This window comes from Companilactobacillus zhongbaensis (assembly GCF_003946515.1).
In the GTDB taxonomy this organism is placed as follows: Bacteria; Bacillota; Bacilli; order Lactobacillales; family Lactobacillaceae; genus Companilactobacillus; species Companilactobacillus zhongbaensis.
Window position 1 is genome coordinate 63946 of sequence record NZ_RHOM01000008.1, and the last position, 15218, is coordinate 79163.

12 protein-coding genes are annotated in these 15218 nt (G+C 40.0%); 10 read left to right on the plus strand and 2 right to left on the minus strand.

The window, feature by feature from the left end; genetic code table 11:
• Nucleotides 1–43 precede the first annotated feature (43 nt).
• Nucleotides 44–1912: a heavy metal translocating P-type ATPase gene (locus tag EKM69_RS05360; RefSeq protein WP_125708892.1), complete on the minus strand. Its 1869-nt coding sequence runs from the start codon at nucleotides 1910–1912 to the stop codon at nucleotides 44–46.
• Between the two features lie 145 nt (nucleotides 1913–2057).
• Between EKM69_RS05360 and EKM69_RS05365 the strand changes: the two genes are divergently transcribed.
• Nucleotides 2058–2393 (plus strand): ArsR/SmtB family transcription factor, encoded by a 336-nt coding sequence (locus tag EKM69_RS05365; protein WP_225423843.1) that lies wholly within the window; start codon nucleotides 2058–2060, stop codon nucleotides 2391–2393.
• A gap of 878 nt (nucleotides 2394–3271) precedes the next feature.
• Here EKM69_RS05365 and EKM69_RS05370 read toward each other — a convergent pair.
• Nucleotides 3272–4597, minus strand: coding sequence for an APC family permease (locus tag EKM69_RS05370; protein ID WP_125708894.1), 1326 nt, complete (start codon nucleotides 4595–4597; stop codon nucleotides 3272–3274).
• Between the two features lie 349 nt (nucleotides 4598–4946).
• Here EKM69_RS05370 and EKM69_RS05375 point away from each other — a divergent pair, with 349 nt between their 5' ends.
• The 9 genes from EKM69_RS05375 (at nucleotide 4947) to grdD (ending at nucleotide 14887) form a co-directional block, all read left to right on the plus strand.
• Nucleotides 4947–6302, plus strand: coding sequence for an APC family permease (locus EKM69_RS05375; RefSeq protein WP_125708896.1), 1356 nt, complete (start codon nucleotides 4947–4949; stop codon nucleotides 6300–6302).
• Nucleotides 6303–6765: 463 nt separating this feature from the next.
• The gene (locus tag EKM69_RS05380; RefSeq protein WP_125708898.1) at nucleotides 6766–7155 is read left to right on the plus strand and encodes a GrdX family protein; all 390 of its coding nucleotides are present in this window, start codon (nucleotides 6766–6768) and stop codon (nucleotides 7153–7155) included.
• A 42-nt stretch (nucleotides 7156–7197) separates the two neighbouring features.
• Nucleotides 7198–8427, plus strand: coding sequence for a thioredoxin-disulfide reductase (gene trxB / locus EKM69_RS05385; protein WP_125708899.1), 1230 nt, complete (start codon nucleotides 7198–7200; stop codon nucleotides 8425–8427).
• Between the two features lie 100 nt (nucleotides 8428–8527).
• Nucleotides 8528–8866 (plus strand): thioredoxin family protein, encoded by a 339-nt coding sequence (locus EKM69_RS05390; protein ID WP_191988682.1) that lies wholly within the window; start codon nucleotides 8528–8530, stop codon nucleotides 8864–8866.
• Between the two features lie 55 nt (nucleotides 8867–8921).
• Complete coding sequence (locus tag EKM69_RS05395; RefSeq protein ID WP_125708901.1) at nucleotides 8922–10211, plus strand: glycine/sarcosine/betaine reductase component B subunit; 1290 nt, start codon at nucleotides 8922–8924, stop codon at nucleotides 10209–10211.
• 54 nt (nucleotides 10212–10265) lie between these two features.
• The gene (gene grdA, locus EKM69_RS05400) at nucleotides 10266–10715 is read left to right on the plus strand and encodes a glycine/sarcosine/betaine reductase complex selenoprotein A (RefSeq protein WP_125708903.1); all 450 of its coding nucleotides are present in this window, start codon (nucleotides 10266–10268) and stop codon (nucleotides 10713–10715) included.
• Between the two features lie 41 nt (nucleotides 10716–10756).
• Nucleotides 10757–12049, plus strand: a complete 1293-nt coding sequence (gene grdB / locus EKM69_RS05405; protein WP_125708905.1) for a glycine reductase complex selenoprotein B — start codon at nucleotides 10757–10759, stop codon at nucleotides 12047–12049.
• Between the two features lie 112 nt (nucleotides 12050–12161).
• Nucleotides 12162–13700 (plus strand): glycine/sarcosine/betaine reductase complex component C subunit beta, encoded by a 1539-nt coding sequence (gene grdC / locus EKM69_RS05410; RefSeq protein ID WP_125708907.1) that lies wholly within the window; start codon nucleotides 12162–12164, stop codon nucleotides 13698–13700.
• A 29-nt stretch (nucleotides 13701–13729) separates the two neighbouring features.
• Nucleotides 13730–14887: a glycine/sarcosine/betaine reductase complex component C subunit alpha gene (gene grdD / locus EKM69_RS05415; protein WP_125708909.1), complete on the plus strand. Its 1158-nt coding sequence runs from the start codon at nucleotides 13730–13732 to the stop codon at nucleotides 14885–14887.
• The last annotated feature ends 331 nt before the right edge of the window (nucleotides 14888–15218 follow it).

Below are 15218 nucleotides of genomic sequence, written 5' to 3' on the forward strand. Positions count from 1 at the left end.
TTGCGTAATTAATTATTGAAGGTGTGACGATTACGATTTTTAACTAGCCTCGCAACAAGCGTAATCCATTTAAAATAACTAACAAGGTACTACCTTCATGAGCAACTACACCGATACCGATATCAGTGAGTCCAAAGAAGTTTAGGACGACTAGTAAACTGACAACTAACATGGAAAAGGCGATATTTTGCCAAACGATTTTGTTCAACCGTTTAGAAACGCGGTGGGAAGTGACGAATTTGTTCAAGTCGTTTTTCATCAAGACCACGTCGGCAACATCGATGGCCACGTCAGTCCCGTCACCCATGGCAACACCGATGTCAGCGTTGACTAGAGCAGGGGCATCGTTGACACCATCGCCGACCATACCGGTCATTAGTGACTTGGATTTTAATTCATTGACGACTTGGACTTTATCTTCAGGTAAAACTTCTGTGATAACTTTTTTAATGCCTAAGTTATGACCGATAGCCTCACCGGTTTGTTTTGAATCACCGGTGATCATGACTGTTTCGATACCTTCATGATTTAAGTAGTTAATAGCATTTTGCGCTGCTGAATTAGGTGTATCCATTAAGGCTAATAAAGCAACCACTTCATCATTTTTGGCAACGAAGACGACCGTTTTTCCTTCGGATGCTAATCTAATTTGTGCCTCAGAGAGTTCTTGGTCGACATTGTTGAAGGCCTTTGGTTTGGCAATCAAGTATTCATCGGAGCCAACTTCACCAAAGACACCAGTTCCGATTTTAGTTTCGACTTCCAAATCGAACGGCTTGGCTTCTGGAAAATGGTTCACGATTGCTGAAGCAAGAGGATGATTAGTCTGTCTTTCGATACTAGTAATGATGTTGATCAGTTCGTTTTTATCAACGTCATTAGTGAGGATAAAGTCAGTAACCTCAGGTTTTCCTTTGGTCAAAGTACCAGTTTTGTCAAAAGCCACAGCTCGAAGGTCAGCCAAGTTTGATAAGTAAGAACCACCCTTGAACAAGACACCGTTTTTAGCCAAGTTTGAAATGGCTGAAAGTGTTGCCGGTACGGCACTAGCAGCTAAAGCACAAGGTGAAGCCGAAATCAAAAAGACGATCCCACGATAAAGACTAGTTGAGAAGCTCCAACCAAAAGCTGCCGCACCACTCAACATGACTAGTGGGAATAAGATCAGCACGCTAGTAACATAAATTGGTTCGATCTTCTTGATCTTTGTCGCAGTCTTACTCAAGTTGTTTTGTGATTGGTCCACCAAACTCAAGATCTTTGAAAAAACCGTTTGATCACTAGTTTTAGTAGCGGTCATGGTAAAAGCATCATTACCGTTGATTGTACCAGCAAAAACATTGTCCCCAGTAGTTTTTTCGCGAGGAATACTTTCACCGTTGATGGCTGATTCATCGATCGAAGCAATACCCGATAGGATAGTTCCATCGATGGGGATTTGGGCACCATTTTGAACTTGCAAAGTGTCACCGACTTGGACAGTATCAACGGAAACTTCCTCGATCGATCCGTCAGAACGAACGATCCGAGCATTGTCAGGATTCATCTCCAACAACTTAGTTATCTCACGCTTACTTTTTCCTTCAGCGTATTCTTCCAAGAAATGTGCACCAGCAAAAATCAAGATCAACAATGCCGCTTCGGAGAATTTCCCAATCAAAATAGCACCAACTGCTGCTAAAGACATTAACAAGTGGATATTAGGAGAAAACTTCTTCCGGGCCTTAGTATCGGACACCGTGTTGACGAAGCCCTCATACATGACGTGATAACCAGATAAAAGTGTTGCCAGTAAGTATAAGACCTTTATAAATATTGGTAGGTCAGCCCCTAATAAGAACAAACTCAAGCCAACTAAGAAAAGAAAGAGTCCTAAAAAATAAGATTTGGTATTGATATTTTTAATATTCATCGCATCCGCCTCCAAACATATGCATGTCTGTTCATATGTTCATACTAGCATGTAAGTGATTACGTTACAATCCTTTTTAAAAAATTATCAATTTATCTTAATTTAAGGTATCGTATAAGTAACAGTAAGTAGGAGTGGACGCACTTTGGACAAACAAATACACAATCGCAAATTAGAACAGTTGATCACCAACGGAGTCCCCGAAGATGATCACGCCAAGAAAATATCCGATTTTTTTAAAGCAACCGGAGAACCAACCAGAGTAAAGATCATTTTAGCGCTATCGCAGACGTCACTAAGCGTGAATGAAATAGCGGAGATTTTAAATATGAGTCAGTCGGGCATTTCGCATCAGTTGAAGACTTTGAGGGATGCCAGGATTGTGGTCGGTGAAAGGCTTGGGAAAGAGGTTCATTATAGGCTGATTGACAATCATATAGTAAATATTTTTGAACAAGTTATTAAACATGCTGATGAGTAGATTTTTGTAGCACTAGATATTTTTCTAGTGTTTTTTTGTTGTTAATTTTTGTTGAGGTAGTAGGTTGGTGTGCGGTTCACTGCCGGTTCTGTGGAGGGTTCCGGGAATTGCGCCGTGGAACGCTGCGGACCCACTTTGAGCTATCCAAGGGAAACCGCTTTGGACATCTCAAAGCTGGGTCTTTTCGTAAGCACGGCCCATGCCGTGCAAACGAAAATTTCGCGGCTGACGGCGAATTCCCTCCACCCTCCACAGAACCTAGGGGATAACAAACTTCTTCTTTTTGGTGGGGGTACGGTACTTAGCTTTATAGAGGTATGTTGTTTTGGTTAGAAATTTGGTGTCTATGCTTTTCCGGTCTTACGATTTTGGTTGTGGGATTTATCTATTTAATTTATTTTGCGGAAATCATCGGATATAAATAAATCCGTTTCATTCATAGGTTTTGGGTATTTTGTTCTTGAACTTGTTCTTGCTTTTGCTTTTGAACTTACCAGCAAGGTTCGCCATTGAGATAGACAAGTGAGGAATAGGGAGAACCGGAAGTGCCGACTTGATCTATCTAGAGTGGAGAAGATCCAAACCAAATGATAGTTGCGACTCTGTCTAGACGGAGGGGGCCGGGGATACAGCCCTCAGCCGCCAGATTCTTGTTAGCGATTTATCGCTTACAAGAAGGCTCGTATTGGAGATGTCCGGGCGAACTTCCCGGATAGCTTCAATCGATGCCGGCAGCGTTCCAGCGGCTGTATCCCCGGCCCCCGGAGTCGGCAGTGAACCACCACACCAAACTACAACCTCTATCCAGCCAACTATCAAAAACCAGCAAAAAAAAAGAACACCCGACTAAGGTGTTCTTTATAAAGCAAATATAAAACCTACTCTGCATCTCTATGTTTTCTAGCATAAGCATAGAAAGGAAGACCAAGCAATGTGATTCCTAATCCGATCAATGCCAAACCTGTTTGCGTAATAATTGTGGAGATAACGATGAAGACACCACCGATGATCGCAATTATTGGTGTTACAGGATACCAGAGACACTTGTAAGGACGTTTCATTTCTGGTTCGCGTTTTCTTAGAATGATTGTTGCTGCGAATGTCATTGTGTAGAAGATCCAGATTACGAATACTAGCATGTCTGTCAATGTGTTGAAAGCACCTAAGAAGATCATGATGCAAGCAATTCCTAATTGTAAGAGTGTTGCTGCATAAGGGATACTCTTCTTTGATAGTTTTGAGAGACCTTTGCTGAATGGTAATGACTTGTCTAGAGCCATTGCGTATGGAACTCTTAATCCGGTCATGGCGTATCCGTTGATAGCACCATATACTGAGATCAAAATACCGATTGTAACGATCTTACCACCTGTGTGACCAAAGATAACTTCAGCAGCGTTTGCGGCTGTGTTTTCGTTACCCATAATTTGTCCGATAGGTAAGGTTCTTAAGAAGACATAATTAATTAATAAGTAAATAACTGTGATTCCTAGTAGTCCGAAGATGATGGCTTTTGGTAAGTCGACCTTTGGTTTCTTCAACTCTCCGGCGATGTTACCAACTTGGATCCAACCATCGTAAGCGAACATGGTGGCCAGTAGTCCGTGTCCTAAAGCTGTGAAGAAACTTGTGTTTTCTCCAGCTTGGATAGGAAATAGTGGAACTGGAGCACTTTCTTTAGCCATCAGACCAAAGATGATGATCAAGGCAATTGGGATCAATTTGAAAATCGTGGCGAATGTTTGGAATCCACCAGCGAATTTTGAACCCATCAAGTTAATACCTGTAATCGAGAAAGCTACTATTAAAGCGATGATAACTGAATAGCTTTTATCGATACTGAAAAGATGAACGAACTGTGTACTGAATACGATAGATAATGCTGCGATATTGGCAGGGAAGTAAACGACCATTTCTGCCCATCCGATCATAAATGATGGTGCTTCCCCGTATGTATGATGAATGTACTCAACCATTCCACCTGTCTTCGGAATAGCAGCTGAAAGTTCGGCTGTTGTTAAACCGGCACAGATAGTAATTAAACCACCTAGTAGCCAGGCGAGTAGGGTCATATTGGCTGACCCAGTAACTTGAGTAACAACCGGCGTCTTGAAGAAGACACCACCACCAATTGCTGTACCTATAACTGTGGAAAGAGCTGCCCAAAAGCCAATACTCTTTTGGAGCTGTCTTTCTTCCTTCATGATTTATTCCCTCTTTCTATATAGAATGTTTGCAAATCTTTTCACAATCATTTTACCAAATAAATATTTTTTTGAAAGAGGTTCACGATAAAAAATAAATTAATCAATTAAATTTATTGAATAATTTTAATTAATAGAAAAATTCTAAGTATCAAAAATCCAGTATTACCAGGCGTTTTCACGATATAGCATACATATTTGATCAGTTTTTTAAAATTTCATAAAAAGTTTTGTTTATCATTCGCTCAATGAAAAAATAGAAATATTTTGTTAAAAAAATCACGTTGTGTGGTAATATTGATTATGGTGAAAGCGGTTACAAATTAAAAAAGCTTGGAGTAGAGGTATTATGCGACGAAAATCGATAAATGATTTGTTAAGTGGTTCAGAGGATAGGCCCAAGACGTTAGGTTTATTTGATCTAACGATCATGGGGATCGGAGCTATCATCGGTACAGGTATTTTGGTCCTAACAGGAATTGTTGCGGCCACCGATGCTGGTCCGGGGGTAATATTCTCATTCTTGATCGCTGCTTTAGCCAGTGCACTAATTGGTTTATGTTATTCAGAATTAACTACGACGATCCCTAGTTCGGGTAGTGCGTACGTTTATTCTTGGATAACAATGGGTGAGCAGATCGCCTTCTTCTCAGGATGGACATTATTAGGAGTTTACATAACTACGACCGCCACAGTAGCAACTGGGTGGACCGGATATGTAGCTTCATTCCTAAAGGAAATGGGCATCGTATTACCAAGCGCTATCAGGTATGACCCCTTCAATGGAGGGTTCATTAATTTACCCGCAGTTATTATTGTACTACTAATTACTATTTTACTAACAAGAGGAATGAGCGAAAGTAAGGTAGTTAATGACATTTTAGTTTTAGTTAAAATCGGAATTATCTTATTGTTCGTTATCGTTGGTGCGTTTCACTTGAAACCCGCAAATTGGCATCCGTTTTTACCATTTGGAGTTAAAGGTATTTTTACCGGAGCTTCAACCGTATTCTTTTCTTTCTTAGGATTTGATGCTTTAGCGACATCAGCTGAAGATTGTAAGAATGTTCAAAGAAATCTGCCAATTGCGATTATTGCATCATTGACGATTTCAACAATTTTATACATTATCGTTAGTTTAGTTATGACTGGTGCTGTTAAATACAACTTGCTCGATGTACCAGAAGCAATGTCTTTCGTTTTGATCTCAATTGATAAGCCGATCATAGCTCAAATTGTTTCATTCGGGGCTATCTTAGGGATTATCGCGGTAGTTTTGGCGTTCTTGTATGCCTCGTCAAATATTGCCATGTCAATGAGTCGTGGTGGATTCTTACCACCTATCTTTAGCAAATTGAATTCTAAAACTAAGACTCCTAATAGATCACTTTGGTTGATCGGAATCATCACAGCGATTTGTTCAGGACTATTAGATATTAAAAAATTAGCAACGTTTGCTAATGTCGGTTCATTACTAATTTTCTTCTTGATCTCAGTTTCCGTATTGTTGTTGAGAAAGCAACATCCAGAACTCAAGAGACCATTCAAAGTACCAGGTGGCAGAATTTTGCCAATCTTATCTGCGTTAGTTTGTATCGTACTATTAACTAATTTGCCAGGTACAGCATGGCTAAATTACTTAGGTTGGTTAGCCATCGGAGTTATTTTCTATTTTGCTTATTCGAAGTCACATGTTACGTATTAAATTTTTTTGAAAACATTAGTGAAAATAAAAACAAAAAACAGGATGGTGACGTCATTATGATCGATACATCATGAAGGTATTTTAAAAGTTCGAATTATTAGAAAATATGTATTTATTTCGTGAACAAGTGTTTACGATTTGCAATATATTGCCATGAGGATCAATTGAAGAATTTTATGGATCTAGAGTGGTCAATACCAATTTCAAAGAAAAATGTCAATATATGGAACAATTCTACTGGAAATAATTTATTCTAATCAGTTTTATTTGAATTAACTAATCAATATCAAAAAATGCAAAGATTTTTTCTATGAATCCTAATAGATCTGGATATTGATACAATTATTAACTATTTTCTAATTAAATAAGTTTTTTATTTGCTCGAAAACGGTTGCAAACGATCCATTATTACGATATATTTCAATTGTAAGGTGAAGTGAAAAAGTGAACAAAGAGGGCACAAATGATGGGGAATTTTCATATAGTATCTAACAATCCAATGGTTGCAGAAAAATATCCTGATTTAACGGAGTTTGAGGAAAACTCGACAGTTAAAGATATTTTTTCAGAAGGCCGCAATTCCGTTCATCTTGGCGCTAATTTGATCAATCATCCGCTGGCGGGCAGTATTAAACCGAATCAGAGTCCTTATAAAAGTTTAGTTTTGAGTGACAACAAAGGGGAACTTGATATGTTCTCACTCAAACTGATCGAAGGAGCTCTTCAAGTATTGAAGAAATTCCCTCCCCGGGGTATCAAATACGACGAGCAGACCTTAGAGGATTTCCAAGTTATCGATTTAGATCTATTAGATTCGGCAATTGATAGTTTGCCATATGAATATCACGAATAAATTAGACTAGTAAGTTGTCTTATGTATGGGAGGAGAAGTTTTATGTCTGAAGTATATGATCTTTTAGTTGTTGGGGCCGGTCCTGGTGGACTAGCTGCTGGAATTTATGGAAGTCGTTCAAAGATGAAGACGGCTATCTTAGATAAGAACGCTGAACCTGGTGGTCAAGCTGCAACTACTGCCGAATTGGAAAATTATCCAGGATTTTGGGAAGGAACTACTGGTCCTGGCATTATGGAAAAATTCGCCGATCATGCCAAAGCATTCGGAACCGAATTTTTAAGAGGAACAGTTGATGAAGTTGACTTCTCTGGTCCAATTAAGACAGTTCATACACAACAAGGTGATACTTATCAAGCAAAGGCTATCGTCCTTTCACCAGGTGCTACACCTCGTAAGATCAATGTTAAAGGTGAAGCCGACTTGAGAGGTCAAGGTGTTAGTTATTGTGCAACTTGTGACGCCGACTTCTTCGTAGACTTGGACGTTTGTGTTGTTGGTAACGGTGATGCCGCTATTGAAGAAGCAATGTACTTAACTAAGTTTGCTGAAACAGTAACGATCATCGTTATTCATGAAGAAGGTAACTTAGACTGCAACAAGGCTAGTGCTGAAAAAGCCATGAAGAATCCTAAACTCAAATGGATCTGGAATTCAACAGTTGAAGAAATCGCTGGTGATGGCCTAGTTGAAAAAGTTGTTTTGAAGAATATCGACACTGGTGAATTGACAGACTATCCAACAAACGGTGTCTTCGTATTTATCGGTACAGAACCTCATACAGAATTCGTCAAAGACAAGATCGAATTAGACGACCGTGGCTACATCGTAACTAATGACATGATGGAAACAAACGTGCCAGGTGTATACGGTGTCGGTGATGCCAGAGAAAAATATTTGAGACAAGTTATCACAGCAGCTTCAGATGGTGCTATTGCCGCATCAGCAGCCGAAAAATACTTGTCAGAACTTGAGACATTGCAAAATGATGTTCTCGATGAAAGTAAAGATAAACCAGTCCTATTAGCATTCTGGGCACCTCAGATCCAAGAAAGTATCGACTCGATCTCAGCTGTCGACAAAGTTGTTGAAAACAACAGCGACCCAGTTGGATTAGTTAAGTTAGATACTTATCGTGCTAAGAAGACCGCTACGCAATACAACGTTAACGAAATACCAACTGTAGTCTTATTCAAAGATGGAAAAGACGTAGCTCGTGTTGAAGGTGCAAAGAACATTACTGCAGAATCAGTGGCTGATTTATTGAAGTAATTTGATCCAAATAAAAAGTTTAGAGAAATCTAAATTTTTTATCTTTGAAATTTAAGCGATTAGATTTCAAAGATAAGAAAGATGAAAGGGGGCGAAAATTATGATGGAACATTTAACAAAAGAAAACTTTGAGGAAACGATCCAAAATTCCAAAGGGTTGGTTATGGTAGATTTCTTTAGTCCAAAATGTGTACCATGTATGGCACTTATGCCAGACGTTGAGAAACTAGCTGATGAAAAATCAGACGTTTGCACATTCTACGCTTTTGATACTACAGGTAACATGAGAATGGCCATGAAGCAAAAAGTCATGGGAATCCCAGCATACTTGTTCTACAAAGATGGCGAGAAGGTTGCTACTCTCGGGAAAGACATCTTGGAAGAAAAAGGAATGGCAGCTGTAACAGAAAAATTGGATGAACTGACTGAAACAGCTTAATTTCATCTTTCTTTTATATGTAGTTTTACAAATATGAAAGAAATGGGGGGCTAATATGCGACTAGATGTAGGAAACATCTTTATTAAAGATGTAGCTTTCGGCGATAAGACCGAAGTTAAAAACGGTACATTATTCGTTAATAAAGACGAATTGATCGAAGCAGCGACTGGCGGAGACGAAAGAATCAAATCACTTGATATATATCTAGCAAAACCAGGTGACAAGACTCGTATCATCCCTGTCAAAGATGTTATCGAACCACGTGTCAAGGTAGACGGAAAGGGTGGTATCTTCCCAGGTATCATCAATGACGTTGACCAAGTTGGCTCAGGAACAACACATGTACTTAAAGGAGCAGCAGTTGTTACAACTGGTAAAATTGTAGGATTCCAAGAAGGAATCATTGACATGAGTGGGGAAGGTGCTAAATACACACCATTCTCAAAGACAAACAACATTGTCATTAAGATGGAACCAATTGACAGCATTAAACAACACGAACACGAAGAAGTTATTCGTTTAGTTGGATTTAGAGCTGCTAATTATCTTGGTGAGGCTGCTAAAGATGTTAAGCCTGATGAAGTAAAGACTTATGAAACAAAGCCATTGCTTGATCAAGTAGCACAATATCCAGACTTACCAAAAGTAGTATATGTATACGCATTACAAACTCAAGGATTGATGCATAACACATTCTTCTATGGCGCAGATGCTAAGAAGATCGTTCCAACATTTATGTATCCAACAGAAGCATTTGATGGAGCTATTGCAAGTGGTAACTGTGTTTCAGCTTGTGATAAGAACCCATCATACGTGCATTTGAACAGTCCAGTTATTGAGGACTTGTATGCAAAACATGGTAAAGAAATTAACTTTATCGGATGTGTCATTACCAATGAGAACGTAACATTGCAAGACAAGAAACGTTCATCAAATATGACCGCTAAATTAGTTGAAATGCTTGGTGCAGATGCAGCAATCGTCTCAGAAGAAGGCTTCGGTAACCCTGATGCCGACTTAGTTATGAACTGTAACAACCTTGAAAATAAAGGCATTAAGACAGTTCTAGTAACAGATGAGTATGCTGGACGTGACGGAGCAAGTCAATCATTAGCTGATTCAACACCTAAGGGTGATGCTGTTGTTACAGCAGGTAATGCGAATGTCGTAGTTACACTACCAGTTATGGATACAGTTATCGGACATCCTGAAGTTGCTAACACAATTGCAGGTGCATGGGACGGAAGTCTTCATGACGATGGCAGTATTGAAGCTGAAATTCAAGTTATCACAGGATCAACTAACGAACTTGGTTTCAACACATTATCAGCAAAGACAATTTAGTAAACGGAAACTTAGTAAACATTTTTTAATTAATAATAAGAAGGAGAGAGCATTATGGGCATTCTTGAAAACAAGAAAGTCGCTATCTTAGGCGACCGTGATGGAATTCCTGGTATGGCTATCGAAGCTTGTGTAAAATCAGCAGGCTCAGAAGTTGTATTTTCAACTACTGAATGTTTTGTTTGAACGAGCGCCGGAGCTATGGACCTGGAAAATCAACAAAGAATTAAAGATCTCACAGACAAATACGGAAAAGACGACCTAGTTGTAGTACTAGGTGGTGGAGAAGCCGAAGCTTGTGGCTTGGCTGCTGAAACCGTATCAACTGGTGATCCAACATTCGCTGGTCCATTAGCAGGAGTTCCGTTGGGACTCAAAGCATATCACATGTTTGAACTAAAGGACGAAGTAGACGCTGCAGTTTACGAAGAACAAGTATCAATGATGGAAATGGTATTAGACAAGGACGCAATCATTAAAGAAGTCCAAGAATACCGTGGATAAAAAATCAGTAAGAGCAAAACCTGTGTAAAGGGGGAAAAATGATGGGCAAGAAGAGAATTGTTCATTACATCAACCAATTCTTCGCCGGTATCGGTGGTGAAGAAAAGGCCGACGTAAAGCCAGAAAAAAGTGACGGCGTTGTCGGACCAGGTATGGCCTTCAAAGGTCAACTAAGTGATGTAGCTGAGATCGTTGGTACAGTCGTTTGTGGTGATAGTTACTTTAGTGAACATGAAGCAGATGCTTCAGAGACTGTTCTAAATATGATCGAAAGTTACAAACCAGATTTAGTAATCGTAGGACCAAGTTTTAACGCTGGTCGTTACGGTGTTGCTGCAGGTGCAGTAGCCAAACTAGTAGATGAGAACTTACACATTCCAGTAGTTGGTGGTATGTACCCAGAAAACCCTGGTTTAGACTTGTACAAGAAACATGGATACTTTGTAGAAACAGGTAACAGTGCTGCTACAATGAGAAAAGCAATTCCAGCAATGTCAGATGTTGTTAAACAACTACTGGCTGGAAATGAAGAAATCACAGGCTACATGCCTAAGGGTATCCGTGTTAACGAGTTCAAAGAAGAACGTGGCTCAAAGCGTGCTGTTGACATGCTAGTAAACAAAATACAAGGTAAGGAATTTAAGACAGAATATCCAATGCCTACCTTCGACCGTGTTGACCCAGCACCAGCCGTAAAGGATATCACAAAAGCTAGAATCGCTTTGGTATCTTCCGGTGGTCCGGTTCCCAAAGGAAACCCTGATCACATTGAATCATCAAGTGCATCTAAGTATGGCAAGTATAGCCTAAAAGATATTGATGACTTTACACCTGAGAACGGACAAACAGCTCACGGTGGTTACGATCCAGTTTACGCAAATGAAGACTTGGACCGTGTCCTACCTGTCGATGTGATTAAAGAAATGCTTGCTAACGGAGAGATCGGGTCATTACATGACTACTGGTACGCTACCGTTGGTAATGGTACATCTGTAGCAAATGCTAAGAAATTTGGTACAGAGATTGGGAAACAATTAAAAGAAGACGGAGTAGATGCCGTTATTCTTACATCCACCTGAGGAACATGTACTCGTTGCGGTGCAACGATGGTTAAAGCTATTGAAGCTCAAGGACTACCAATTGTTCACATGTGTACAATTGTTCCTATTTCTAAGACGGTTGGAGCTAACCGTATTGTTCCTACAGTCGCAATCCCTTATCCTCTTGGTAATCCAGAATTGGATCCTAAGGATGAAAAAGAACTACGTAGAAAATTAGTCAGAAAAGCTCTTAAAGCTCTTGAAACACCTGTTACTGAACAAACAGTATTTTAGACTAGTAAAGAGCTGAGAGATCCAATTAGGAGCCGGAAAATTATTTTCGACTCCTTTTTTATCGAAAAATCAAAGATTCATTGTTTCATTCAATTTTTTGGAGGTGCATAATATGACTTTTCCAGTCTTGAAAGGAAGCGCTTATACATTAGTTCACACGCCTGATATCTTAGTACATGAAGGTAAATTACAAGAAGAAGAAATGAGAAATAATCCTGATTCAGATTATTTGAAAGCTATTCCTGATCATTTACGTTCATTCGAAGATGTTGTTGGCTATGGTCCTAATCAAGCTTACATTGGTAACATTCATCCACGTGATTTGAAAGACATCGAACAACCGTGGTATGAGCATCCTATCGAAAATGCTTCAACAGAAGGTAAATTTGGTTCGATCTTAGATGAAGAATCATTTTACGGCTGTATGAAAGCAGTTGATATGTTTGATTTAGTAGTTTTGGAATCAGCCTATCAAGAAAAAGTGGCAAAGAAATTAAATGGCGATCCAGTTATTGGTAAATATTGGGTCACTTTGGATAAATTAACTGAAAACCCCGCTTCAGTTGATGACATTCAAAAGTTGATCGATGAAAAAGACGCAAAGCCATTGTACTTAGATGACAAACTAGTTGGTTGTGTTAAGAGAGCTCATGAATTTGATGCTGCCTTAACTAGTGACGTTATGTTCGAAAACTTAGTAAGTAAAGCTTCAGCAGCTTATGGTTTAGCTGAATTGTTCTCCAAGAATGACATCGAACCTAAAGATGTTGATTACTTGATCGAATGTAGTGAAGAGGGATGTGGTGACATGTTCCAACGTGGTGGAGGTAACTATGCCAAAGCCATCGGTGAAATTTGTGGCTGCGTTAACGCAACTGGTTCAGATACTCGTAGTTTCTGTGCTGGTCCTTCACACTCAATGGTTGAAGCTGCTGCCTTAGTTCAAGCAGGCGTTTACTCAAACGTTGTTGTTTTAGCTGGTGGATCATCAGCTAAATTAGGTATGAATGGTAAAGATCACGTTAAAAAGGATCAACCACTCATCGAAGACTGCTTAGGGACATTCGCAATTCACGTTGCGGAAAATGACGGCAAGTCACCAGTTATCCGGACTGACATTGTAGGTAAGCATAAGATCGGTAGTGGAGCTGCTCCACAAGCCATCATGCAAGCCATAGTTTCCGATCCCCTTGAAAAAGTCGGAATGACGATCAAAGATGTTGATGTATTTTCTGCCGAAATGCAAAATCCTGAAATCACAGTGCCAGCTGGTGCCGGTGATATCCCAACAGCTAACTACAAGATGATCGCAGCTTTAGGTATCATGAAGAAAGTCTTTGATAGAACACAATTGAATCAAGTTGTTGAAGACATTGGTATGCCTGGATTTGTTCCTACCCAAGGACACATTCCTTCAGGTGTTCCATTCTTAGGACATGCTAAAGAAATGATCGAAAACGGTGATATTCACCGGACAATGATCATTGGTAAAGGTAGCTTGTTCTTAGGAAGACTAACCAACCTCTTTGATGGAATTTCATTTATTGTGGAAGCAAATGACGGTAAGACAGAAGACGAAACAGTCGATAAAGACACAATTCGTCAAATGATCGCCGAATCAATGAAACAATTTGCTGCTTCTCTAAAATAAAAGAAAAATCAAATTAAGGAGGGAGAAAAATGAATAATAACGTACAAAACACAATTGCAGATGTGTTTGATGAAATTGCCCAAGGTCTTGAAGATGGTAACTTCGGTTCAAGACCACGTGTGGGTGTCACACTAGTTGGCAGCGAGCACGGCGAAGAAGAAGTTCTTCGTGGTGCAGAACTAGCTCAAGCTAACGATCCCTCTATTCAAGTAGTAGCTTTAGGAACGTTGAAGAGTGAAACAGTGGAAACTGTAGTAGCCAACGATCCTGAAGAAGCTCACAAGAAAATGGATGAAATGTTAGATAACGGTCAATTAGATGCCGCAGTTACAATGCACTATACTTTCCCAATCGGTGTTTCTACAGTAGGACACCCAACCACCCCCGGGATGGGAAAGGCTATGTTTGTCGCCAATACCACTGGAACGTCTGACATGGAACGGATCAGTGCCATGGTCAAAAATGCTATTTCTGGTATTGCGGTGGCGAAAGCTAATGGTATCAAGGATCCAACAGTCGGTATCCTCAATATCGATGGTGCTCGCCAAGTTGAAATTTCTCTAAAGAAACTAAAAGATAACGGTTATAATATTAGCTTCACTCAAAGTCATCGTGCGGATGGCGGAGTGGTCATGCGTGGAAACGACTTATTGCAAGGCGTTCCTGACGTCATGGTAATGGACACATTAACTGGTAACATCGTTATGAAGGTGATGAGTTCCTTCTTAACAGGTGGCAGTTATGAGTCAGTCGGTGACGGCTATGGTCCTGGTGTCGGTAAAGGTTACGATAAGATAATCAACATTGTCAGTCGTGCCTCAGGAGCTAACGTCATTGCTGGTGCATTAAGCTACGCCGGTAATTGTGCCAAAGGTAATTTAACCGCAAAAGTAAATGCGGAATTCAAAGCCGCTGAAAAAGCTGGATTATCCGACGTATTAGATAATCTAACCGCTTCCCCCAAGAAGGATGATTCAGCAGAAGAAGTGAAAGAACCTGCAAAAAAAGCAGTTTCTGAAGCTATTTTAGGAATTGACATTTTAGTTTTGGAAGACGCAGTAACTGAATTATGGAAGGCAGATATTTATGCCACAAGTGGGATGGGATGTACCGGACCTGTTGTTATGGTCGCTCCTGAAGACGAAAGTCACGCCCGCGAAGTTTTGAAGTCAGCTGATTTCTTGTAGTCACTGATTTATGGTTTTAGTTATATTATGTTTCCCTTTCCAAAAAATCCCCCAAAATCCTCCGAATCCCCCAAGATTCGATTTTAAATTTGGCCATAAGTCTCTTGTTTTGAGACTTATGGTTTTTTTGTTTGGTTTTGGATTTTTATTGTGGTCGGTTGTGTGTGTGGTGGTTCACTGCCGGAGCTGTGGGGGTTCCGGGAATTGCGCCGTGGAACGCTGCGGGCCAACTTTGAGCTATCCAAGGAAACCCGCCTTGGACATCTCAAAGCTTGACCTTTTCGTAAGCACGGCCCATGCCGTGCAAACGAAAATTTCGCAGCTGACGGCG